This is a genomic window from Streptomyces sp. NPDC002838, assembly GCF_040295365.1.
Lineage (GTDB): Bacteria > Actinomycetota > Actinomycetes > Streptomycetales > Streptomycetaceae > Streptomyces.
The window spans coordinates 22,409-43,190 of record NZ_JBEOVF010000020.1 but is presented as its reverse complement, the minus strand read 5'-3'; the positions used below and the strand labels follow the sequence as shown (position 1 = coordinate 43,190).

At 70.2% G+C, this 20,782-nt stretch carries 28 protein-coding genes; 2 read left to right on the top strand and 26 right to left on the bottom strand.

Annotated features, from left to right (window positions below; genetic code table 11):
* From ABT063_RS24825 to ABT063_RS24700, 26 genes are all read right to left on the bottom strand, one after another.
* Positions 1-3,819, bottom strand: a complete 3,819-nt coding sequence (locus ABT063_RS24825) for a carbohydrate binding domain-containing protein (protein ID WP_351060254.1) — start codon at positions 3,817-3,819, stop codon at positions 1-3.
* Between the two features lie 10 nt (positions 3,820-3,829).
* Complete coding sequence (locus ABT063_RS24820) at positions 3,830-5,638, bottom strand: phage tail protein (RefSeq protein WP_351060252.1); 1,809 nt, start codon at positions 5,636-5,638, stop codon at positions 3,830-3,832.
* Positions 5,639-5,810: 172 nt separating this feature from the next.
* The gene (locus ABT063_RS24815; protein ID WP_351060249.1) at positions 5,811-6,293 is read right to left on the bottom strand and encodes a hypothetical protein; all 483 of its coding nucleotides are present in this window, start codon (positions 6,291-6,293) and stop codon (positions 5,811-5,813) included.
* Positions 6,290-6,739: a phage tail tube protein gene (locus ABT063_RS24810; RefSeq protein ID WP_351060246.1), complete on the bottom strand. Its 450-nt coding sequence runs from the start codon at positions 6,737-6,739 to the stop codon at positions 6,290-6,292. The genes ABT063_RS24815 and ABT063_RS24810 overlap by 4 nt, the downstream gene beginning before the upstream one ends.
* A gap of 69 nt (positions 6,740-6,808) precedes the next feature.
* Positions 6,809-7,234 carry a minor capsid protein gene (locus tag ABT063_RS24805; protein ID WP_351060243.1) on the bottom strand — a complete coding sequence of 142 codons (426 nt, stop codon included), beginning with the start codon at positions 7,232-7,234 and terminating at the stop codon, positions 6,809-6,811.
* On the bottom strand, positions 7,227-7,577 hold the full coding sequence (locus ABT063_RS24800; protein ID WP_351060240.1) for a hypothetical protein: 351 nt from the start codon (positions 7,575-7,577) through the stop codon (positions 7,227-7,229). The genes ABT063_RS24805 and ABT063_RS24800 overlap by 8 nt, the downstream gene beginning before the upstream one ends.
* A complete protein-coding gene (locus tag ABT063_RS24795; protein WP_351060237.1) occupies positions 7,574-7,891 on the bottom strand; it encodes a hypothetical protein in 318 nt (105 codons plus the stop codon). Before ABT063_RS24795 ends, ABT063_RS24800 begins: the two co-directional genes overlap by 4 nt.
* The gene (locus ABT063_RS24790; RefSeq protein WP_351060234.1) at positions 7,885-8,304 is read right to left on the bottom strand and encodes a hypothetical protein; all 420 of its coding nucleotides are present in this window, start codon (positions 8,302-8,304) and stop codon (positions 7,885-7,887) included. Before ABT063_RS24790 ends, ABT063_RS24795 begins: the two co-directional genes overlap by 7 nt.
* An 11-nt stretch (positions 8,305-8,315) precedes the next feature.
* Complete coding sequence (locus ABT063_RS24785) at positions 8,316-8,792, bottom strand: hypothetical protein (RefSeq protein ID WP_351060231.1); 477 nt, start codon at positions 8,790-8,792, stop codon at positions 8,316-8,318.
* Between the two features lie 26 nt (positions 8,793-8,818).
* A complete protein-coding gene (locus ABT063_RS24780) occupies positions 8,819-9,187 on the bottom strand; it encodes a hypothetical protein (protein WP_351060228.1) in 369 nt (122 codons plus the stop codon).
* 9 nt (positions 9,188-9,196) lie between these two features.
* Positions 9,197-10,159: an SU10 major capsid protein gene (locus ABT063_RS24775; RefSeq protein ID WP_351060225.1), complete on the bottom strand. Its 963-nt coding sequence runs from the start codon at positions 10,157-10,159 to the stop codon at positions 9,197-9,199.
* A gap of 50 nt (positions 10,160-10,209) precedes the next feature.
* On the bottom strand, positions 10,210-10,923 hold the full coding sequence (locus ABT063_RS24770; protein WP_351060222.1) for a hypothetical protein: 714 nt from the start codon (positions 10,921-10,923) through the stop codon (positions 10,210-10,212).
* Positions 10,924-10,984: 61 nt separating this feature from the next.
* On the bottom strand, positions 10,985-12,124 hold the full coding sequence (locus tag ABT063_RS24765; RefSeq protein WP_351060220.1) for a phage minor capsid protein: 1,140 nt from the start codon (positions 12,122-12,124) through the stop codon (positions 10,985-10,987).
* A 3-nt stretch (positions 12,125-12,127) separates the two neighbouring features.
* Positions 12,128-13,681, bottom strand: coding sequence for a phage portal protein (locus ABT063_RS24760; RefSeq protein ID WP_351060217.1), 1,554 nt, complete (start codon positions 13,679-13,681; stop codon positions 12,128-12,130).
* Positions 13,682-13,855: 174 nt separating this feature from the next.
* Complete coding sequence (locus tag ABT063_RS24755) at positions 13,856-14,014, bottom strand: hypothetical protein (protein ID WP_351060214.1); 159 nt, start codon at positions 14,012-14,014, stop codon at positions 13,856-13,858.
* Positions 14,011-15,288, bottom strand: coding sequence for a PBSX family phage terminase large subunit (locus tag ABT063_RS24750; RefSeq protein WP_351060211.1), 1,278 nt, complete (start codon positions 15,286-15,288; stop codon positions 14,011-14,013). The genes ABT063_RS24755 and ABT063_RS24750 overlap by 4 nt, the downstream gene beginning before the upstream one ends.
* Complete coding sequence (locus ABT063_RS24745) at positions 15,275-15,802, bottom strand: helix-turn-helix domain-containing protein (protein WP_351060208.1); 528 nt, start codon at positions 15,800-15,802, stop codon at positions 15,275-15,277. Before ABT063_RS24745 ends, ABT063_RS24750 begins: the two co-directional genes overlap by 14 nt.
* 288 nt (positions 15,803-16,090) lie before the next feature.
* Positions 16,091-16,621 (bottom strand): hypothetical protein, encoded by a 531-nt coding sequence (locus ABT063_RS24740; protein ID WP_351060205.1) that lies wholly within the window; start codon positions 16,619-16,621, stop codon positions 16,091-16,093.
* A gap of 158 nt (positions 16,622-16,779) precedes the next feature.
* On the bottom strand, positions 16,780-16,944 hold the full coding sequence (locus tag ABT063_RS24735) for a hypothetical protein (protein ID WP_351060203.1): 165 nt from the start codon (positions 16,942-16,944) through the stop codon (positions 16,780-16,782).
* A gap of 87 nt (positions 16,945-17,031) precedes the next feature.
* On the bottom strand, positions 17,032-17,199 hold the full coding sequence (locus ABT063_RS24730) for a hypothetical protein (RefSeq protein ID WP_351060200.1): 168 nt from the start codon (positions 17,197-17,199) through the stop codon (positions 17,032-17,034).
* Positions 17,200-17,274: 75 nt separating this feature from the next.
* Positions 17,275-17,871: a hypothetical protein gene (locus ABT063_RS24725; protein ID WP_351060197.1), complete on the bottom strand. Its 597-nt coding sequence runs from the start codon at positions 17,869-17,871 to the stop codon at positions 17,275-17,277.
* Positions 17,868-18,380, bottom strand: coding sequence for a hypothetical protein (locus ABT063_RS24720; RefSeq protein WP_351060194.1), 513 nt, complete (start codon positions 18,378-18,380; stop codon positions 17,868-17,870). Before ABT063_RS24720 ends, ABT063_RS24725 begins: the two co-directional genes overlap by 4 nt.
* Positions 18,377-19,021 (bottom strand): hypothetical protein, encoded by a 645-nt coding sequence (locus tag ABT063_RS24715; protein ID WP_351060191.1) that lies wholly within the window; start codon positions 19,019-19,021, stop codon positions 18,377-18,379. Before ABT063_RS24715 ends, ABT063_RS24720 begins: the two co-directional genes overlap by 4 nt.
* Complete coding sequence (locus ABT063_RS24710) at positions 19,018-19,371, bottom strand: HTH domain-containing protein (RefSeq protein ID WP_351060189.1); 354 nt, start codon at positions 19,369-19,371, stop codon at positions 19,018-19,020. The genes ABT063_RS24715 and ABT063_RS24710 overlap by 4 nt, the downstream gene beginning before the upstream one ends.
* Before the next feature lie 70 nt (positions 19,372-19,441).
* A complete protein-coding gene (locus ABT063_RS24705; RefSeq protein ID WP_351060186.1) occupies positions 19,442-19,633 on the bottom strand; it encodes a hypothetical protein in 192 nt (63 codons plus the stop codon).
* Complete coding sequence (locus ABT063_RS24700) at positions 19,633-19,791, bottom strand: hypothetical protein (protein ID WP_351060183.1); 159 nt, start codon at positions 19,789-19,791, stop codon at positions 19,633-19,635. Before ABT063_RS24700 ends, ABT063_RS24705 begins: the two co-directional genes overlap by 1 nt.
* A gap of 164 nt (positions 19,792-19,955) precedes the next feature.
* On the opposite strand from ABT063_RS24700, the gene ABT063_RS24695 reads away from it, so the two are divergent.
* Positions 19,956-20,258, top strand: coding sequence for a helix-turn-helix domain-containing protein (locus tag ABT063_RS24695; RefSeq protein WP_351060180.1), 303 nt, complete (start codon positions 19,956-19,958; stop codon positions 20,256-20,258).
* Positions 20,251-20,733, top strand: a complete 483-nt coding sequence (locus ABT063_RS24690; protein WP_351060177.1) for a DUF6221 family protein — start codon at positions 20,251-20,253, stop codon at positions 20,731-20,733. Before ABT063_RS24695 ends, ABT063_RS24690 begins: the two co-directional genes overlap by 8 nt.
* Positions 20,734-20,782 lie beyond the last annotated feature (49 nt).

The window sequence follows — 20,782 nt, the reverse complement described above, 5'->3', positions numbered from 1 at the left end:
TTACAGGGCGACGCGGGCCGGATTGGCGACGCGGACTTCGGCCCCCGCGCCGTGGGCCTTGATGACGGAGTTCAGCGAGCGCAGCACGGTCATCCGCTGCGGGGTGCGCAGATGGACGTTGTCGAACCTGAGCTGCGGGTTCACGGCCGTGCTGCCCGTGTTGGAGAACGACCTCGTCCCGAGGTTCGCGGCCGTGGTCAGAGCGGAGTCGGTGGCCTCGGCATGCCACAGGCCTGGCTCCGGGGCGGTCGCGAGCCAGATCTTCGCCTTCAGCGCGGTGCCCTGCGCCCGGAAGCGGACCCGGTAGAACGTGCCCGCCACGTGGGTGAGGGGGCTGGTGTAGGCGGCGAGCTGGGATTCCACGTTCGCGACCCGCTTGCGCAGGGTCAGTGCGATGCCGGCCGCCGTGGTGAAGTCGACCCTGGCCATGTAGAAATCCGCGTTGCTGGATGCTCGCAGGATTGGCCCGCCGAACAGGCTTGCTCCGGCGGCGAGCTGGTCGGTGGCCACGTCGACATACAGGTCCACATCCGGCCCCGGCGCAGGGATGAGGGTCAGGTGGGCGATGCCCGTGGCCGGCTGGGTGACCGACCCGTAGCCGCTGCCGACAGCGAAGTCTGCGGCAGCGCCGACGAGGGTCCAGGCCTGCCCGGTGTTCGCGGTCCCCCAGCCGCCCGCGACCGTGCGGCCGAACGTGTCGAGGACGGCCGGCGAGTTGGCCAGTACGCGGGCGGTCTCTCCGCCGAAGCGGATGTCGTAGGGGAACTCGCGGGCGTACTCGCCCGTAGCGCCAGTGCTGAGCAGAACCACGTCGGCGAGCAGCTTGCGCGAGGCGGGCGGGGTGGACGCGAGGGTGGGCAGCACCCGGGCGGTCGCCGCGCCCACCGGCGCGGCGAAGGCGCCCGCGTACTCCGTCCACGTGTCCGCCACGAGCGTGTGGTTGACGGTGCTGGTGGACAGGTACACGCCTGCCCCGTCGTACCAGTTGACGTTCAGGTCAGCGGCCCCGGCGACGTTGCTGCGCAGCCACCCGTAAGGGCGGTACGTCGTGCCGGGGACGACCGTGACCGGGCTGGAGAAGGCGTAGGCCAGCGAGGACACCCCGTCCGGGGTGATCTCCAGACTCCAGGCGCCGCTGAATGGCGCAGGCCCCGGGGTGGGGACCCGGGCGAGGGTGGCGCCGCTGGATCCCCAGCCGGTCAGGTCCGCCTCGAAGTCCGGGTTGGTCGACAGCCGGTCGGTGGAGGTGATCCACGGGCGGGCGGTCAGGGCGCCCCGCGAGGGAGTGTGCACAAGCAGCTCGGTGGCGCTGCTGGTCGCGGCGGCGGCGAGGGTGGAGCCGCCGGGGTTGGCGTCCACCCGGGCGAGTGTCGGATCGGCCACCGCCGCAACGTTCCACGGCGACCCCGGGGTGCAGTTGAAGGTGATGTCCCAGGCGAACTCGTTGAACGTCTCCTCGTAGCCCTGGACGATCAGCTCGATGTCCCCCGGGGCCACCCAGAGCGGCGGATTCTTGATGACGATCTTGTCCCCGACGTCGACCGCGAGGATCTGATCCGCCAGCGCGGGCGCCTGGTGCACCATCACGTGGACCTGCGGATACCTGCGGCCCTCGTACGTGCCCAGGTGCATCCGCCAGTACGCGTGGGGCTCCGTCTGGTCGTCGCTGTGCAGGTTCAGCGGATACGACGAGTCGTAGCCCGTCCCCACCCCGTTGGGTGGGGCCTGGACCGACATCGCGCCTTCCTCGAGGAACGCCCGCCCCGACGAGCCGCCCACGCGCGTGACGGTGACATCGTTCTCGGTGGCATCGTCATCGCCAGTGGGCTTCAGCGGAGGCGCGAGCCCAGGGGCGTTGTAGTCCAGCACCAGGGCAGGGGTCTGGTTGTACATGCCCGCCCGGTCCCGGTACCGCAGCGCCGGCTGTTCCCGGTCCTCGTACAGGATGCCGCCGTCCGCTTCGGCTGCTTCCTCCAGCAAGTTGAGGACGGCGTCCGGGCGCTGCGGCCCCACGAGGGTCTGCTCCGCTACGACGCCGCTCACGGTGAGTGGCAGGGTCTCCTCGTCGGCGAGGCGCTGCATGCGCTCCCCGGCCGTCTCCCCGGTCCACGCGTCAATCGCCCCGTCGTAGGCGGCCGTGCTGTTCGAGGGCCATACCGAGATGTGTCCGATGGCCATGCCGTCCAGGTCGGAGCTGAAACCGTTCGGCGGTGACGCCACCTCGGTTGGCCGGCCGACGGTGCCCGCGAAGGATGTGCCGAAGGTGCCCGCGGTGCCCCCAACGTCGGTCCAGGTGATGTTCCAGTCGACGTTGCCTCCGTTCTGTGTGGCCTTGAATTCGGCCCGCACCCATTGGCCGAACAGGTCTGTGCTGGTGGCGATGCCCTGGCTGACCAGTGTGGTGCCGTCAGCGTCCTTACCCAGGATGGTCGTGCCGTCCGTACCGGACTGGATGTACCACTCGGCAATCGTGCCGGTGCCCAGGATCCGCATGAACGTGCGCCGGACCGCGGGGCCGGTGTTGATGCGGTACACCCACTGCACGTGCCACGCGGTAAGGGCCGTGGCCGGGGTGGGGACGCGGCCGTTCATGAGACAGGGCGTCGAGGTGCTGCTGTTGATGGTGGGCAGCGGGTTGGAGCTCGCCAGGGAGTCGTCGGCCGCCCAGTTTGCCGGGGCCAGGGACAGCGGGGACACCCCAGCGATCGGCGAGTAGGCCTGGGTGGCGTTCTCGCCCTCCTCACACGGCCAGTACGCCAACGGGGAGAAGCTAGGGATCCGGCGGCGCAGGGTGGAGTCCAGGGCGTGCTCACCACGGCGCAGACGGCGCAGGATGCCCGCGGTCTGTGCGTCCACCCATGCGTGCGCCCCGGACGGGTGCCACTCTGTGGGGTAGGCGGCCAGCTCGTGGCTGAGCCGCGTGCGTCGGTTGGTGATGCTGGCGGCACCGTTGACGGTCCACGTGCGGCCCGCCGAGTCCACGAAGCTGGTGGCGCCGACGGCCTGGGCGGTGAAGTCGGGGCTCGCCACCAGCGTGCCGTCGATGCCGTTGCGCAGTTCGAAGGCGTGTACCCGTCCGGCGGGACCCTCGAAGCCCAGTGCGGCGACGTCCCCGACGTTGACGTCGGCGGTGGAGGCGAACACGGACGTGGTGCCGGCGCCCGTCACCGGGGCGCCGAGCTGCGTCCACGGCCCGGCGATCGTGGGGGCGGTGTAGAAGGTGGCGGTGTGGCCGCCGGAGCCGTTGTCGATGTCGAGGGTGACGCGGATCGCGAGCCTGCCGGACGGGGTGAGCGCGATCGGCTCGGTCGACAGGTACTGGGTGACGTTCACGCCGTCGGCAGACCACCTGAAGACCACAGTGCTGTTGGTCCACACGAACAGCACCCAAGAGCGCTGATCGCCGGTCACCAGGTACTTGCCGCACAGTTCGCGCAGGTTCGATTCCCCGGCCCAGGTGGTGAGGGTGGCGTCGAAGCGCACGTCGAGGTCGCCGGTGACGTCCAAGCTCGCGTGGTCGGGGGTGGATGCGTTGTCGCCGAAGTTCCCCAGGACCTCCAGTGCTGGGGAACCCGCGCGTACCGACAGCCGGAACGGCGTGTTGCGCCCGAACTTGCCGTAGTACTCGCCGTTCGGGTTGTCCGGGCTGAACCTGCCGTCGGTGTTGTTGAGGAGTGGGCGCAGCGTGGACGGGTCCACACGGTCTCTCTGGTCCTGCCGCCCGCGCCTGTGCGTCAACGCCTGCCGCTTCAGGATCTTTCCGGTGGCGTCCACCCACGCGCCGCCGATCTGAAGCTCACCCCGCAGATCGATGTCCACCCTGCACCTCCTACCGACGACGTGTCTTTCCGAAGGCGGCCTGGACGTCTCCACCGGTGGTGACGTTGACGTACTCGCTGATCATGTGAGCCAGGAACTGATCCATAGAGCTCTGTCCAGAGCGGACCTCCCACACGATCCGCCGATCGGCCGGCGACGCGGCCCCGCCGGCGCCAGGCAGCGCGCCCATCCCAGTCGCGGCATAGGCGGCCACCTCGGGCGTGCGCAACTCAAGACCGTTGAGGACCGAACGGATCGCCGGTAGACGGCCCTCGATGCCCTCCACGAAGCCGTCCATAAGGGCCCGCCCGGAGTGCAGGGTGTAGCCCTTCCCCGCGAACGGGCCGCGCTTGGCCGGGCTGAAGGGGAAGAAGTCCCGTGCCGCAGAGACGACGTCCGCTGCAGCGGACCGCACGCTGCCGATCATCCCGCGAATACCGCTGATGAAACCGCTGATCAGGCTACGGCCCGAGCCCGCCAGGTAGCTGCCCAAGTTGCCGAGCGCCGACCGGGCCCGGCCGGGCAGGCCACGCACCGCAGCCACGGCATCGCTCACTCCCGAACTGATCCGTGACCGCATGGACCGCATCGCTCCGGAGGCCCTGTCGGCGATCCGCGGACCGAGCGACGCGATCGCCGATACGGCACGGCCCGGCAGGCTGGCGAACCACCGCACGATGCCGTTGATCATGTCGGGGATGATGCTGTTGCCGATCAGTACGTCGTACAGCCAGCGGAACCGGTCGACGACCGCCTTCACCACGTCCCGGACCGTGCCGTACAGCTTCGCCAGGAAACCGATGGTGCCCCCGGCGATCACCAGGAAACCCTTGATGGCCTCGCCGAGATCCTCGAAGGCCACCTTCGCCCCCGGCCCTCCCTCGCCGATCGCCGTGAAGAAACTGCTCAGCCCCTCGCCGATGTCCGAGAAGAGCTCTTCGATCCCCTCGAAGGTGGGGCCCATCTCCTCGAGCATCTTCTGGAAGCCAGGCAGGGCATTCTTGACGAGCTTGTCGATGCCGTCAGTCAGGGACTTGATCCCACCCGACTCGGCGACCGTCCTGAACACCTTGTCGATCTGCGGGGCGATGTCCTTCGCGGTCTGCTCCAGGCTGCGGAGCGCCGCGACGAAGGGCGCCTTCAGGTGCTGTGCAGCGTCCTGAAAGACGCCCTTGACGGTGTCGGAGAGCCGCCCTGCAGCCTTCTTGACCTCCGGCTCGTTCTTCAGCAGCGCCGCGCCGATCCCGATGATGGCCAGGCCGCCGACCGCGATCACCGCGCCGGAGAGCAGAGCGCCGATCAGCGGCAACGCCGTGGCCACAACCGCGGCGGCCAGGGCTGCGCCGATCGCGGCGACGTAGGGATTGGAGGAGATCGACGAGCTGACGCTCCGCAGTCCGGACATGCCGGCCTCGAACGCGGTCCCGATACCGGCTCGGACGGTGTTGGCGAGGCTGCCGAGCATCTGTCCGCCGAAGCCGCGCCCGGAGTCGTCACCTCCCCGGCTGAACATGCCGGCGAGCCGCTGGAGCATGGTGCGGGATTCGTCGTCGGTGTCGCGGCGCAGCTGGCGCAGCGCGCCTTGGATGGCGTCCACCATGCGGCGTGCGGCGCGGTTGGCGCCGTCGCCGAGGTTGTCGGCCAGGGCGCGGGCCATGGCGTCGGATTCGGTGACGAAGCGGCCGTGGACGTCGCGAAGGCGGCCGTTCACGTCGCGCTGGAAGCCAGCCATGGCCAGTTCGGCATCCGTAAGGCCGCGGCGCATGCCGGAGTCGTCCGCGCGGATGAAACCCACCAACTCGCCGATGGTGAGGGCCATGGGCACCTCCTATCGGCGCGCGGCGCGCGCTATTCAGTTGTGGTTGTTCAGCGGTGCAGGGCGGCTCGGATCTGGTCGTCGTCGTCGATGACGGAGACGTAGTCGCCCGCCACTCGACGGAAGAGCGCTTCCGGCGACAGGCCGCCGAGGAGGGTGTAGAAGCGGCGGCGGGTCAGCCGCGCGATGTCTTGCGGGCCGAGCCGGTACTCGCGCTGGAAGTCTGCTTCGACCGCCCACCACCAGCGGCGGACCGCTTCGCGGGTGCGGCCCTCCTCGCCGCTCGGTTCGGCCGGGCCGGTCCCAGCGCTTTTCCCTCGCCGCCGCCGGACCGTACGAGCTCCAGCGCCTCGGCGAAGGACATGTCCTTCCCGCTGGCCTGTGCCATGGCCCAGGTGAGGACGGTCTGAAGCTCGACCAGGCCCATGCCGTTCTCCAGCCAGGTGTCGAGGATGTCCGCGCCGAACAGCATCGAGATCAGCTCGGCGAGGTCCTCCTCGGCCTCGGACTCACGCAGCTCGTCGGCGCGCTTCTCCATGGCCAGCGGCATGTCGGTGGGCACCTGCACCTCGACGCCGCGGATGACCTCCGTACGGCCGCCGGAGACCTCGGCCCAGAACGCGTCCCACGTCTCGTGGGTGGTCTTGCGGGCGGTCACGGCTTGGCCGTCGTGGTGGAGGCGCCGGAGCGGGTGAAGGTGGCGGCCCACGCGGTCTTGTCGTTGTTGCCGCCGCCCTGTTCACCCAGGTTGACGTGGGCCGTCCACACCTCCCAGGTGGTGTCGGTCTTGTGGGCGAAGCGGACCTTGCCGAGGGATTCCTCGCCGAGCCGGTCGGACAGTGCCTCCACCTTGGCCTGGCCCGGATCGATCGCGCCCGTGATGCTGTCCCGCAGCCGCTTGCCCTCGATGGTCAGCTGCTTGCCGATCTGCATCTTCTGCGACTCGGCATTGCCTTCGGACGCGAAGTTGGTGGTGTCGGTCACTTCCTCCTCGTGGCTCTTGGAGAAGGTGTCGATCCCAGCAACGTTGATCCAGGTGCCGGGCGTCAGGAAGTCCTCGACTTCGAAGAGGACGTCCCGCGCGTTGTACTTCTGAAGTGCCATGGCTCGTTCCTCCGGGCATGACGAACTGCCCGCAGCGCGACCGCCCGGGCTGGATAAGGGAGTTGGGGATCAGACGCGGTGCTGGGTCACCGCGCGGTGCTCCATGCGGAAGTTGCAGACGTGCTCGTGCCTGCCGAGCTGGTCGGTTCCGATGGAGGCCGGGCCGTTCTGGAGGGCGACGGACAGGATCAGGTCGGTGCCGTCCGGCAGCGTTACCTCGCCGAGGCCGTGCAGCTCGTCGTAGATCGCCTTACAACGCTGTCGGGAGACTCGCGGGTCCTTCGTGCCGCGTACGCGGACCTGCACGCGCGGCTCGTCGTACCCGAGCTTGGAGTCCGGCTCGCGGCCGTCGTTGTAAGTCGACAGGACAACCGCCTCGTCAGGCGCGGGCGGCATCGACTCCAGGAAGCAGTCCCCGCCCACATCAGCCGTGCGGTAGTCCACCAGGCCCTTCGCCAGGAGGTGTCGGGCAATGCCGTCGAGGAGGTCAGCCACGTAGCCACCTCCGCAGCGGCACCGCCATCAGCCGCAGGACGACGGCCCGTTCCGAGTTCATCGGGTCTTCGAGGTACTTGGCCTTGCGCCCTGGGAGGTGCTTCCAGTCGAGCTCCTCATGCTGGCGGCGGGCGTAGACGGTGTCGTAGGAGATAGCGCCGTCCAGGCCGTCGACGTCGACCTTCCCTGACCGTTGCAGGGTGTCCTCGTCGAGGGGCACTTGCTCTTGAGAGACCCCGAGGACGTGCTCCAGGCCGCGCCGCAGCCCGTCCGAGGCGAGGCGCCGACCGCGCGAGGTCCACTGGCGGCGGCCGTCGAAGTCGAATCGCGTGTACTGCGTCATACGAGCTGCACCTCCAGGTGGTCGGGGGTGGGCAGCCCGCCGCCGTTGTGCGGAATTTGGGCGATGACGGTCGTCTCGCGGCCGTCGGGCAGCGTCACCTTGGACTCTGGGGGCGCGGTGACCGCGTCGAGTCGGCAGTAGATCGTCGAGGAGCTGGTGACCTCACGCCCGTCGGGCGCGCGCACGAGTCGCGTCTCCTCCTCGAGGAAGCACCGCACCGTGACCGGGTCCCCGTACAGCGGGCCAACAGCGCTGTCCCCCTCATACGGCTCCACGGTCACCTGGTGGCGCAGCAGGTAGCCGGGGATCAGCACTGGACCACCAGTCCCAGCACGAAGATGTCCTGCGTCAGGTCCGGTGAGCGGAGCGCCTCCATGGCCGTCTCAGCGACCTCTCGGCCGCCCACGGGGCCGGAGTTGCCGGACGACGAGCCGGGCCCGGACAGCGACACGGACCCGATCTTCACCGAGCCCCACCGTCCCGCCGTACCCAGCTCGTCGCCTGTCTCCTCCCACCACTGCACCTGAGCGGACACCGCATCGGCGAAGGCCTGCTTCACCACCGTGTTCGTGGGGTAGCCGTCCTCGTCGACCTCGTACCAGCACAGCCGGAACACTCGGTTCTCCATGAACCGGGAGGCCCGGGCGAGCCGGGCCGTGATGTCCGAGGGCGGGGTCTGCCCGGTGTACGCCTCGTAGTCCGCTGATGTCGCGTAGGTCCTGGCCACCGGGCACCCCCCTACGCGCTCGTGCCGAGCAGGTACACGTCGTACGTCACCGACGTGCCCGCAGCACTGTTGGCCACCGTGAGCAGGTCCCCCGTGCCCGCAGTCACCGTGACGCCGGCGCCTGGGGCGACCCACAAGAACATGCCGCCGGGCAGGACCGGGATGCCGTCTCCGGCTGCGAGGAAGACGGGCACGCCGTTGGTGGCCTCGCGGCTGACGTTGACGTTGTTGGTGTTCGCCGAGGCCGCGACGATGACGATCGCCTTCAGCTTGGCGAACGTCAGTGCCGCGCCGAACGCGTCACTGAGCACCCCGGCAAGGTCCAGGTTCTCCGAGGCTGACGCGGCCAGCGTGCGCCGGTCCGTGAACAGCCGGTCCGCCTGGCTCGCGCCGGTGCCGGAGCCGAGGCTGATCTCCTTCAGGAGCTCAACCGGCGCGCGGCCGGTGACCAGGTCCAGCGGGTTCGTCTGGACCGTATCCAGCGACACGGCCACCTTCGTGCCAACCAGCGCCATCAGCCCTCAGCCCCGTACTGCTCGATCAGCTGCTCCTTGGTGAGGACGTTGATCTGGTTGACTTCGTCGGAGTCGGCGGCAAGGGAGCGGGCGTACTCCGCCCACTCCGCCTTGGACGCGGAACGGGCCGGAGGCTTGATCTCCTCCGGCCCGCTGCCGCTCCCCTCACCACCCCCAGGTGGATCCTGCGGCCCCGGCTCGTCGGCCCGGGTGGTCTCGGTGACGCCCCAACCCTCCGGCAGCGCGCGCAGCGCCTCAGCCAAGGCCTCGTCGTCAGTGGCGAACTCGCCGCTGTCGAAGCGGACCTTGCCCGCCGCACTGGCGATCTGGAGCTGGGGGTACTTCTCGTTGCGGAACTCGTACGCCATCGCGGTACCTCAGCTCGTGGTCAGGTTGGTGATCTTGCCGTGGGTGCGCTGGTTGCCGTAGTTCAGGCCCACCTCGCCGTAAAGCTGCGTGCGGTCCTTCGCGCCCGTGCGGGCGAGCGGCTCGGCGAAGAAGTGCCCCTTGCCGGGGATCTCCTGGTACACGGGCATGCACTGCTCCAGCGACGCCACGGCCAGCGACGAGGCGGGCATGTGCCGGTCGAGCATGATGTTGAGGGTGCCAAAGTCGGTCTCGATGGTCTGCACCCGCACACCGCCGACCGTGCGGGACCCCTCCTCGTAGTTCTTGTCCGTGATGAAGATCTTCGTCAGCTGCCGCTTCTGGAAGCTGTTCGCGATGATCGTCGCGGTGTCGGACTCCTGGATGCCGCCGTTGTCCCAGATCGACTGGAGCAGGTCCAGGATCATGTCCTCGGTCAGCGGTCCCGGCGCACCCGCACCCGCGTCGACCGCGATCACGTTGGTGGTGATGGCCTCCAGCAGGCCGCGCGTCTTGCGCGCGGTCGTGTTGTCCACGGGCTTCTGGTAGGTGCCCTGAAGGAAACTGAACTCGATGTCGCGGACCATCTGCTTGAGCATCTGCTCGATCTGCCAGTCCGCCTCGTTGGTGACGGGGTTGGACTGGGCGTTGTTGATGCCCGACTTCGCCTGGACCGCGGCGAGCTTGGTGTAGGACACCTCCACCGTCTCGTGGTGGATCTGCACGATGTTGTCGACGTTCGCCCGCACCCGCTCCTGGCCGGTCGGGGCGTCCGCGCCTTCCAGCTTGGCGTTCTGCGCGGCCGCGCGGAGGTCGAAGGTCTGCCACTCGAACTCGATGGAGTTCGTCTGTCCGCCGCCGGTCAGGCCACCGATTGCGGAGAAGAACGGCGTGTCCGACGGGGTCAGCTGGTGCAGCATCCCCGTGTAGTTGGGGAGGTTGTAGGTCGTGCCGAGCTCGGTGATACCGGCCATGGCCACTCTCCTTCAGGTGTGATGGGGTGCGGCCACAGCCGGACCCTGGGCTACTGCTGGTCTGTGAGGGCGGCGAGCTTGCTGTTCTCCAGACGCATCGCCAGACGCCAGTTGCCGTCCGCCTTGGCCTGCGCGATCTGCTGATCGAGCGTGGGGCCCTGGTCGCCGGAGCCGCCGCCGAGGTCGCCACCGGAGCGGCCCGGACCCTTCGGCGGGGCGAGCTTGGCGAACTTGTCGACGGCGGCCTTGATGGCCTTGTCGTCGACCGCGCCGTCCTTGTCGATGAACTTGCCGACGTCGAGGTACTCGGCGAACTCGCTGAGGTCGACGCCCGCGCGGGCAGCTGCTGCTTCGAGGCGGGCCTGAGCGATCTGCGGGGCTGCCTCGGAGAGCGCGGCCGTGCGGCCCTGCTTCTCCGCCGCGGCAACGGCCTTCTCCTGCTCGGTCATCTGCGCAGCCTTGAGCTTCTCCAGCTCGTCTACGGCGCCCTTGTTGTCCTTGGCGCGCTGCTCCCACTTGCGGGCCTCGGCCTTCCAGTCCGGCTCGGCACCGCCCGCGGGGGGTGTGGAGGCCGGAGGCGCGGGCGGAGACGGCGGAGCGGGTGGCGTCGGGTCACCGTTGGCGGGCGCCGGCGGGTTGCCTGAGCCTGAGCCTGCGCCGTCCCCTCCGCTGCCATCCGCGTAGAGGACTGGGGAGAAAGGGGTGTGGCCGTACGGGTGTGCCCAGCCTCCCCCTGCGAGGCGAGGAAGTGTCTTCTTGCGCATGTGTTTTCCCTTTTCGGGATGTCCGGCGGTGCCCGTGCGGGCGGTGCCGGGAAGTCTGTGGTCAGCGCGCTGCGCCGATCTGCTCGCGGGCGGGCTTGCGTCGCAGCGCGTCGTGCGCGGCGACGTGCTCGCGGGCGACCTTCTGCCACTTGCGGACGTACGCGCCCGCGCGCCTGCGTTGGACGTCATCCATGGCGGCGGCCTGGCGGCGCTTCCACGCCCGGATGGTCCGCTCGATCTCCCGCTGCCGCTGCGTGTCCTCGTACGTCGTGCCCGGCGTCGCATGGTGCGGCGGACGGGTCGTGACGCCGGGGAGGTACGCGCTGAGGCTGTGACGGCAGTTGGGGTGGAAGAGGCCAGCCGCGCGCGCCTCGACGAGCGATCCGGCGACGTGAACAGCGAGCGTGCGGGTCGGGGCGAACAGCCCGGACGGCTGGATCGCGTGCTCTGCGCGGATCGTGTGCGGCCCCGACTGCTGCCCCAGGGTGAGGATTTCCCCCTCCCACGGCCTGCACAGCGGGCACTCCAGCGGGGCATCCGACACGATGACGAGGCCCACGTCGATCTCCGCCAGGGCGTCGATGTGGCCCTCGATCGCCGCCCGTGCGGTCACGCTGCGCACGGCCATCTCGGCGTAGGCGGCGAGCTCCCAGTTCCGGCCGGACCGGTCGGTGAAGCCGGACACGCCGCGCTGTGCGAACTGGTCCAGCGCTCGCTGACTGGCTTGGCGCCGGGTGACGGTGCCGAGTAGTGGCCCGGACGCCACGCGGGACACGACGCTGCGGTAGGTGTCCGTCACCGCGCGCGTGATGCGCTGGTACAACGGCCGGGTATCGGCGGCGTACGACGCGGCCAACCGGTCCACGGCCGGCGCGTTCGGCAGGACCCGGCGCGCCTGGAGCTCGCGGCCGATGTCCAGCGCGCCGAGCTCGGCGGCGGCGGCCTGGCGCCCGCGCCCGTACGCGGTCGCGAGCGCCCGCGCTACGGCTCCGTTGGCGTCCTGCTGGAGCGCCTCGGCGATCTCCTCGACGGCCTCCCGCAGGTCGCCGATGGAGCGGAGCTTGATCTCCGCCCACAGCGGCGAGTCGATCCCTTCCTCGAGGGCCCGCCGCATCCGCTCGATGATGGACAGCTCGGCGTCCTCGTAGAGGCGGGTGATCGCGGCGGCGAGGTCCTCGGCCATCGCGGGAGAAACCGGCATCGGCTACCCCTCTCCTGGCTCGCCCCCAGGAGCGGGGAAGCCTTCGCCACCAGTCAGCACCGGATCGGCCATCGCGGACTCTTCCGCGATGCGCGCGGCCTCGGCCTTGACCCACGTGTCGTCCTTGCCCGGGTTGACCAGGCGCACGAGCGTCTCCCGGGACGCGGCCCTGGCCCTCTCGAGCAGCTCCGCCGTAGTCGCCAACTCCCCAAGGCCCTCGGAGATGCTGTCCTGGAACTCCACCTCGGGCGGCTCCAGATCGAGGCCGCGGACACCGAACAGCGGCCCAGCCTCCACCGCGAGCTGCGCGGCGAGCGCGTCAGCGATGGCCGGCTGCCAGTACAGCGCCTTGCGCGCGCGGGTGATCAACGACCTGCGTTCGCGGGCCTTGATCTCCGTCGCGGTGACGGCCTGGCCCTCGCCGTGCTCCCCGAACGTGGACGCCGAGTAGCCGGCCTGCCGGGCGGCTTCGGCGACGAGGGCGGAGCAGGTGTCCATGTGCTGCTGGACACGGATTTCGAACTGGACGACTTCCAGCGGGTTGGGGTCGCCCGGCCGCTGGAGCATCTGGAGCCCCGAGTAGATCCGGCGGTCTTCGTTCCAGGCGGCGCCCTGGCCGGGGCCGAGGGACTCCAGCATCGAGTTGGGGACGACGATGCGGCCCTTGCCGTTGATGATGTCCCGCATCCAGCTCGACCAGGTCTCGTCCAGCGCGTCCATGATGGGCTCGATGCCCTGGAAGTCGGACTGTCCCCAGTAGGAGGCGGCCGGGATGTTCCGCCAGGCGCGCGCCGGGCGCACGTTGGGCGCGTACGAGGCGGTCAGATGCTTCGGCGCGCCCGTGTCGATCCAGTCCTCGCGTGTGATCTCCCGGGCGATCGGCTCCGTGATCGGGTGGTCCTGGAGGGCTGCGCGGCGGCCGAGCATGCCCGGTGTGCCGACGTACAGGGCGTGCAGGATCCGGCCGCGCTCGTGGCGCTCCAGATGCCTCCACACCGTGTTCCCGTCGACCTCCACCACCTTCCAGAACGTCACCGCGCGCAGCCGCCCGTGCGCGAAGTCCGGCACCGCCTGGTCGGCCGGCACTGCGGTCAGCCACGGCCGATCGCTGATCTCCTCGTCCCAGACGAGCCGCAGGTACGCGCCCCCGAGCGCGGCGCACACCTCGCCGCCCTCCAGGAGCGTCGGGTGGAGCTGCTCCGACAGCTTCTCCAGCCGCTTCTTCGTGACGTCGTTGGAGCCGGTCAGGGTTGGTGGTTCGGAAAACAGCAGCATGGAGCTGGTGCGTGCGATGTCTCCCGCGAGCGGGATGTGGAGCTTCTCCCGCTTCTGGCCGTCCGGGGTGGGCTGGCCCCAGAACCAGCGGGACACAGCGCCGACGACGCCTCCCCGGTACTGCGAGGGGCGGTTCTCCGGCAACTCGCGGATGCCGCGATTGAGGTAGCGGTCGCCGAGCCGGTCGGGCTCGGAGCTGTACCAGGCGTCCCAGTCGGCGAGGGCGTTCTGCACGCACGGGTCGACGGGCGGCCACGCGATGTCGTGGTCAGGCAGAGGCATCCCTGTTCCACCTCCCCGTGATCATGCGCCAGCGAGCCCAGAGTCGGACGCGACGGGTCGGTCGTACGGACACAGTGGCGACGAGCTGCCCATCAGGGCCACGATGCGGGCCGGTCACGTGCGCCTGCATGCCCGTCCAGCGGGGGAAGCCCGGGAGAGGGCCGAGACGAGCCATCAGACGCGCTCCCTCTCTGTTAGCAGGTGCGCCATGGACAGCCAGGACGCCGCAAGTTGGTCCAGTCGCTCCATCAGTGGCAGGTTGGTCAGCTCGATCTCCGCCCGCTCCAGCAAACGCGCTGCGTTGGCCAAGGCCTGCTCCGGGGTGGGGATCACGCGGCCACCTCCAGGAGCATCGGGATGTGCGGCCGCCACAGGGCCTCAGTCGTACGCACGCCGTACCGGAGCGCGTCACAGGAGTGGTCGTCCTGCTTGATGGGCTTGTCCTCGCCCTTCTCCGCCGCCTCGTCATCCCAGGAGTAGCCCGGGACCTCCTCGATCAGGCCAGTCGCCGACTCGTGCACGAACAGCCGGTTCGCCGCGAACAGCGAGCCCACCGTGCGGATGCCGTCCAACACGGTGTTCTCTGCCGGGATCACGCCGCTCACGCCATCACGGTGCAGCTGCTCGATGTACGACGCAGCCGAGGGGTCGACGACGGTGAACTCCGGCTGTACGCCAAGCACGTTGGTCTGCGGCTGGGCGACTCCGGCGAGCCACCGCCGGCGCGCCTGGCTGTATTCGGCGTCGGTCATCTTGCGCCGCTGGGCACGGGAGTCCCACCGGTACTCGGAGACGACGTACAGCCGCTGATCCGCGCCGAGGCCGATGAGCAAGTCCGAGTAGGGGTTGGTCGTGCCGTAGTCGATCGCGTCGCACAGCCACCGTTGGATGTGCGGGACGTCCTTGACGACGTGTCGCTGCTCGTCGAAGGCCTCGTAGATGGCGCCTTCGGCCTGGACCCAGTGCCCGAGGATGTTCCGCCGGTAGAACAGGCCGACGTACGTGGACTTGAGGCTGGCGACGTACTCGGGGTCGAGGAACGGGTTGTCGTCGAGGGTGAAGTGCCAGGAGCGGAGCCGGGTTTCTGCTGGCCGCTTCAGGTAGTCCCGGCGGAACCAGTGTGCCGGATTGTCAGGGTTCGTGGTCGTGAAGATCCTCGCGCCCTTGACGCTGCATCGCGCGACCAGCTGGTCGAAGAACGTCTTCGGCAGGGTCGTTGCCTCGTCGACGTACGCCCCGGCACACGTCATGCCCCTGACTTTGGGCTCTGCCTTGGCGTCGTTCGCGCCCATCATGTGCACGATGCGGCCCATGATGACCGCGACCGGTGCGCCGTTGTTGTAGCTGACCTGCTTTGCGAGCGGCCCGAAGATCTCCGGGTTGGTCAGCGGGGCGATCACGTTCCGGTACAGCGAGTCCCTGGTGCGCCCGACCATGACCAGCTCACCGCCGGTCGGCGCGGACGCTACGAACGCCAGCCACGCCAGGAGTGAGGCGATGGTCTTCCCCGACCGGACGCTGCCCTCCCACGCGTTGATCCGCGCGTCGGCCTGAACGATGGAGGTGATCTGTTTCCGGGACAGCGGCAGCGCATCAAGGAGACTCACCCTCCGCCTCCTCGCCGCCGGCCTCCTCGTACGCCGCCTTGAGGCCGCGCATGAGCTGGCCGAGCATCGAGCGGGCGTCGTCGGCGCCAGCGTCGTCGGCGGGCGGTACGAGCTTGAGGGACTTCTCCAGGGCGACTCCGGCCGCGGTCATGAGCGCCTTCTTGTCGGCCGCTGGCGGTTCTTCCACCTCGCGTGAGCGGAAGGTGTTGTCCTTGCCGCCGAAGTTGAAGACGACGGCGGGCTCCCACATCTGCTGGGTGAGCTTGAGCGCGTCCAGGTGCAGATCGACGGCGGTGTCGGCGCGCAGCGCGGCGAGCTGGGCGACGCGGTGGCGGGTGGCTTCCTCGGTCATCGACGCGTCGAAGACGAGGCCCTCCTCGGCGCAGATCACGGAGACGGTGCGTTGCGCGCGGCCGGTGAGGCGGGCGATCTCGTTGCGGCCCTTGCCTTGGCCGTGCAGTCGGATGATCTCGGCTCGGTCCTCGTCGGTGACGGGCGTGTGCTGGTTCGACACGGGTCACCTCCGGGCGTGCAAAGGCCCGACCGACGGGAAGGACGGTCGGGCCGGTTGGGTCCGCGCAGGGCGAGCGGCCAGCAGCAACCCGCGCGGTGTGAGCGATCGGGGTTGGCCCTGAGCGGAGTCTGGGAATGCCGAAGCCCCCAGGCCGGTGTGGGCTCTGGGGGCTCCGGTCCGGGCGCGACTCCGGATACTGCGCTGGGTAGTCAGTTGGGCCCGGGCACGCCGGACGTGAGGCCAGGATGCGGCATGATCGCCTGGAACGCAACTACCGCGGTAGCCCGCCTAGCAGTCCGCTTCCAGTGCTTCCGCGGCCTCCTCGACTGCGTCAGCCTCGCGCTTGGCCTTGTTGTAGGCCTTCTTGTGCCACGGGAACGGCTCGTTCGTGCGCTCGTCGAACCAGATCCACTCTGTGCCGACGACTCGGTGGTCGCCATGCTCAGCCTCGGCCGCCGCCCGCATGTCCGGCGTCACGTCGGCCGTGTCCATGCCCGGCTCGTATTCAGGCACGTCCACATCTCCCGAGCCGCCGCCGCTGCTGGACGTGCCTCCACCACTGCTGGATCCCCCGTCGCCGGAACCGCCACCGCTGGTGAATCCGCCGCCCCCGCCGCCGTTGCTCCCACCGCCGATCCATCCCTTCGGGCCGGTGCCGGCGGCGAGCGCCATGGCGCAGTCGTTCGTCTTCTTGACTTCGTCGTCTCCGATGCCGAGCAGTGCGTTGCAGCCGCCGACGAGGAGGAGCAGCGCGAACACGGCGCATCCGATGCTGGTCTTGCTGTTGCTGTTGCGCTGGTTGGAGCGGCGTCTGGCCATGGCGTCCCCCTGGTGCGGTAGTTGCAGACCAGACAGCGTGTCAGCTATGCGCCTTGGGTGAGGGAGTTGTGACGTTGCTGTGACTGATCTGGTGCGGGGATGGCGGAGGCCCCGCCGTCACGGGGTACGGCGGGGCCTCTTCACGGGGTGGCAGCCGGTCAGTTCTGGCGCGGTCTTTCCTGCGGCGTCCCTGGAACGGGCCGCTCCTCGGCAGGGAAGTGGCCGCCCCTGCTGGCTTGGTAGGTCGTCGTGTGCCGGGCGACCTGCTCCGGGGTCATCGTCTCGGCGAGGTCCTCTTGGGGAACGGATCTGCGGAAGGCCATCATGGTGCTCCTGTCGCGTGTTCGGGATGGGGACCGGGGCGGCCGGTAGCTGGCAGGCGCGGGCCGCCCCGGGGTCTTGTGGGTGGCTCAGTGCCGACCGCGCTGGCGGAGTTCCTCGGCGTGGATCTCGTCCCACGTCGCGCCGAGCTCCTGGGCCCGCGCGAGAGCCTTGTCAGCCGGAGTGCCGGTGAGCAGCGATGGCGGCTCGTCGAGGTAGAGCCGTACGGCCTCACGGATGGCTTCTGCCTTGTCCATGGGGGGCCTTTCAGGGGTAGACGAGCGGGTAGATAGGCCGGTAGACGGTGGTAGATGAGCCGGTAGACGCGCAGGTCAGGCGGCGGTAGACGGCTCGGGAGACGACTCCTGCGGCTCGTCCGGGGAAGGGGCCAAGTCGACCCGCCGGACGCCCCTCGTAGGGCTCTTACTGCCGGGGGCCTTGACCTTGGGGTGGGTGGGGATGGACAGGGCCTCCAGACGGGCCCGGAGATCACCCACCGACCAGCCCTCCCCGTGGCCCTGCCCCTGGAGGTGAGCGAGCACGGTGCGGAGGTGCACAGCGTCGGCGTCCCCCATGAGGTCGAGGAGGAGCTGCTGGAGCACCTGCCGATCGTGGTCTGGGGCGCTGTCGACGAGGGCCTCCTTGGCGGCCGGCGGGGATGCCGCCTTCCCTGCCCTCCAGGCGGCGGCTGTCCAGCACGCGGAGAGCAGCCACAGCAGGTTCGGAACGGCGCGCACCAGGCGCCACAGCGCGTAGAGACCGAGGGCGAGGACGGCCAGGCGGAGCCAGCAGCCGAGGGCCGCGCGCCATCCGGTCAGGTCGTCACGGCGACCGCGCGCAACCCACGCGGCCGTGCGGGCACCAAGGCGGCGGACCAGGACAGCGGAGCCGCTGGCGAGGCGATCGGCAGCGCGGGCGCGTCGGTTCACAGGATCCCGGCCCCTTCGAAGGCAGCGACCACGCCGTCCCCGGCCGCGTTGAGGGCGCCGGGCAGCCACGCCAGGGCGCCGGCCACACCGGCGGTCAGGCACAGGACGCTGCCAACGTAGGCGCCGCCAATGATCCGCCGCCGGTCCTTCTTCCCGGCCGCCTTGTAGGAGAGGGCGACGAGGGTCACGGCGATGACGACGATGACCGCGCCGGTGGTGCCCAGGCCGACGAGCTGGCCGGTGGTCAGGCCGTCGGTGGCGGTTGTTCCGGTGAGGGCTTGCCCGGCGCGTTCCCCGGCGCCGTTGCCGACGGTTCCGGAGCGGGAGTGGGCCCAGCCAAGGATGCCTCCGGGGCACGCCGCTGCGCACACGGCGCCGCCGAACCCCTTCCCGAACGCGGCGAGTCGGCTGATTTCCCGGCCGCCGGTGTACCAGGGGTAGAGGTTGCAGGTCAGGATGATCAGGGCGACGAGGAGGCCGCCGAGGGTGAGCGTGGACGTGGCGGTCACGGGCGGACTCCGGTGAGCAGCAGGATCGGGTCGTACCAGTGCAGGACTCCGAAGGCTCCGAGCGAGCTGGTGACGAGGAGGAAGCGGGGCAGCCATCGGCCGGTGTGCCGGTCGAGGGCCCAGGCCGCGCCGACCGCGACTCCGGCGATCACGTAGGCGGCGCTGATACCGGCCTCGGTGCGGGCCTGGTGGACGGTGTGGGACCAGATGCCGACGGGGCTTTGCCCTGCGGCCCAGGGCAGAAGGGCGGCGAGGATCGCGCTGGCCATGCGCCAGGTGCACACCCGGTCCCAGGCGCGCGCGAGGAGACCGGGCTCCGGCTCGGGCTCGGGCAGCGGGGCCAGGTCGACCGTGACGCGGACCTCGATCGGTCCCGGCCGGGGCGCGGCGGGCCACGGTGGGGGTGGCGGCCATGCGGGCGGTGTAGGTGGGGTGGGCGGCGGCGTGCGCCAGGGTGGGGCCTCGCCGGGCTGGGGCGGCCGAGCCGGGAGCGGGGCGCCGGCGGGGATGATGCGGGTCGGGGTGACCGGCTTGGGTATGGGCTGGTCGGGCATGGGGCGTTCCTGGTGGCCGAAGGGGCGGACGCGGAGGGCGCGGAGGAAGACGCGGATGCGTAGTTCGTCCGCGCCCTGGTGGGTCATGCGTTCGCCCGCGCCTGCCCGTTGCGGGCCGCGAAGCGGGCGCGCATTCGGTCGCGGATCGCCTCGGCTTCCCGGTGCAGCAGCTGCTGTGCGACGTCCTCCGCTGGCGCCTTGTACGAGTCGGCGAGGAGGCGTAGGTCCTGCCTGAGCTGTGTGCTCGGGGGCAGGCTCAGGACCTGCTCGCCGAACGCCACATCGGGCGCGGGTTCCGGGGCCGCGGACGGGGGCGGGTTGTGGAGGTCTCTGCGCACGGTTTCGCGGGAGACGCCCAGCTCATCGGCGATCTCTGCGGCCGTCATGCCGTGGGTGGTGAGGTGGGCGACGATGAGGCGCCGGGTTGCTCGGGTCATGCTCACGGTGGGCTCCAAGGGGCCGGGCCCCGCGGGGGGAATTTCGCGGGGCCCGGCGGTCTCGGTGTGGTCAGTCGTCCCAGTTGGTGTCGCGGTCGCCGCGCCGGTCGCGGGCGCGGTCGGCGTCCTCCCACGCTTGGCCTTCGGCGGCGGCCTCGGGGATGCTGCGGCGGTGTCCGGCGCGGCGTTGGGTGGAGAGGTCGGCGGCCAGCTGGGTGTCGTCGCCGGGGGCGAGGCTGCGGAGGAAGTTGCCGAGGCGCATCAGGCGCGCCCCGTTCCGCCGCACGGCTTGCAGCCGTGCCAGGTCTGGCGCAGGACGCCGTCGGCGGTGGTGGTTTCGACGATGCCGCCGCTGCCGTTGCAGTCGGTGCAGGGCGCGGGGGTGGGTTGCTCAGGGGGCTGGTCGGTACGCTCAGGCATCAGGGCCTGCCTTTTCGTGATGGTTGAGGTGGGCCTGGCCCCGTCCCGGAGCGCCAACTCAGCGGGACGGGGCCGTTGTGCATCGCAGTTCGGACTGCTTGCCCGTGACTGTAGGGGTCCCCTACAGTCCGTGGCAAGCGGCCCACCGGAAGAAGGGCCAGGAGTTGAGCGACGAGGAGGTGCGCCGCGTGTCGGACGCCCTGGACACGGTCGAGCAGATCCCCGACCGAGTGGAGCGGGTGCGCGCCAAGAGCCGGATCATGGCCGAGCAGATCCGCCGCAACCCGGAGTGGTCGAAGGAGCGCAGCGACCTGATCCGTGAGCTTTGGAACGACGGGGCGGGCATGTCCTATCGGGAGATCGCGGACCACCTCGGCATCAAGCTCAGTACGGTGCAGGACGTGTTCCGCGGCTACAAGGGCTCGGGCACGGCACGGCCGAAGAAGGGGGAGGCGCCGGATGGATGACCTTGTGCGGTGGCTCGGCGAGCAGCTCGACGAGGACGCACGGATCGCGCGCACGGCGATCGATGCCGTGGGTCCGATCCTCGGGGCTGGCCAGTGGCGCTACGCCGAGAGCCTTGCCGACGAGGGCGGCCGGTACTGGTCCATCACCACAGTGGCGCCGAACGAGACGGTGCCGACGGTGGAGCTGGTGGGCAGTGGGATGAGCGGCGGCGGCGTGCACGAGGAGGCGCTTGCGCGACACATCGTCGAGCATGATCCGGCTCGGGTGCTGCGCGAGATCGACGCCAAGCGGCGGATCCTCGCCCTGCATCGGCCTGTGCAACGGCGATCGACTGGCAGTGGCGGAGGCACCGTCGAGGACTGCCAGATCTGCGGCCACTTCCCGGCGCAGTATCCGTGCGGAACGCTGCGCGCGCTCGCGCTGCCGTACGCGGACCGGCCGGGCTACCGCGCCGAGTGGGCGCCGGCCGAGTAGCCGCACATGACGAGGCCCCTGCCGTCCGCAAGTCGGCAGGGGCATCGCG

What these genes read in the sequence shown, in the direction of transcription:
- ABT063_RS24730 (WP_351060200.1), bottom strand. Translation starts at nt 17,199, where the DNA reads ATGGACAAGGCAGAAGCCATCCGTGAGGCCGTACGGCTCTACCTCGAC.
- ABT063_RS24740 (WP_351060205.1), bottom strand. Translation starts at nt 16,621, where the DNA reads ATGGCCAGACGCCGCTCCAACCAGCGCAACAGCAACAGCAAGACCAGC.
- ABT063_RS24775 (WP_351060225.1), bottom strand. Translation starts at nt 10,159, where the DNA reads ATGGCCGGTATCACCGAGCTCGGCACGACCTACAACCTCCCCAACTAC.
- ABT063_RS24760 (WP_351060217.1), bottom strand. Translation starts at nt 13,681, where the DNA reads ATGCCTCTGCCTGACCACGACATCGCGTGGCCGCCCGTCGACCCGTGC.
- ABT063_RS24810 (WP_351060246.1), bottom strand. Translation starts at nt 6,739, where the DNA reads ATGGCACTTCAGAAGTACAACGCGCGGGACGTCCTCTTCGAAGTCGAG.
- ABT063_RS24800 (WP_351060240.1), bottom strand. Translation starts at nt 7,577, where the DNA reads ATGACGCAGTACACGCGATTCGACTTCGACGGCCGCCGCCAGTGGACC.
- ABT063_RS24765 (WP_351060220.1), bottom strand. Translation starts at nt 12,124, where the DNA reads ATGCCGGTTTCTCCCGCGATGGCCGAGGACCTCGCCGCCGCGATCACC.
- ABT063_RS24770 (WP_351060222.1), bottom strand. Translation starts at nt 10,923, where the DNA reads ATGCGCAAGAAGACACTTCCTCGCCTCGCAGGGGGAGGCTGGGCACAC.
- ABT063_RS24780 (WP_351060228.1), bottom strand. Translation starts at nt 9,187, where the DNA reads ATGGCGTACGAGTTCCGCAACGAGAAGTACCCCCAGCTCCAGATCGCC.
- ABT063_RS24710 (WP_351060189.1), bottom strand. Translation starts at nt 19,371, where the DNA reads ATGACCCGAGCAACCCGGCGCCTCATCGTCGCCCACCTCACCACCCAC.
- ABT063_RS24700 (WP_351060183.1), bottom strand. Translation starts at nt 19,791, where the DNA reads ATGCCTGAGCGTACCGACCAGCCCCCTGAGCAACCCACCCCCGCGCCC.
- ABT063_RS24820 (WP_351060252.1), bottom strand. Translation starts at nt 5,638, where the DNA reads ATGGCCCTCACCATCGGCGAGTTGGTGGGTTTCATCCGCGCGGACGAC.
- ABT063_RS24690 (WP_351060177.1), top strand. Translation starts at nt 20,251, where the DNA reads ATGGATGACCTTGTGCGGTGGCTCGGCGAGCAGCTCGACGAGGACGCA.
- ABT063_RS24735 (WP_351060203.1), bottom strand. Translation starts at nt 16,944, where the DNA reads ATGGCCTTCCGCAGATCCGTTCCCCAAGAGGACCTCGCCGAGACGATG.
- ABT063_RS24705 (WP_351060186.1), bottom strand. Translation starts at nt 19,633, where the DNA reads ATGCGCCTCGGCAACTTCCTCCGCAGCCTCGCCCCCGGCGACGACACC.
- ABT063_RS24715 (WP_351060191.1), bottom strand. Translation starts at nt 19,021, where the DNA reads ATGACCCACCAGGGCGCGGACGAACTACGCATCCGCGTCTTCCTCCGC.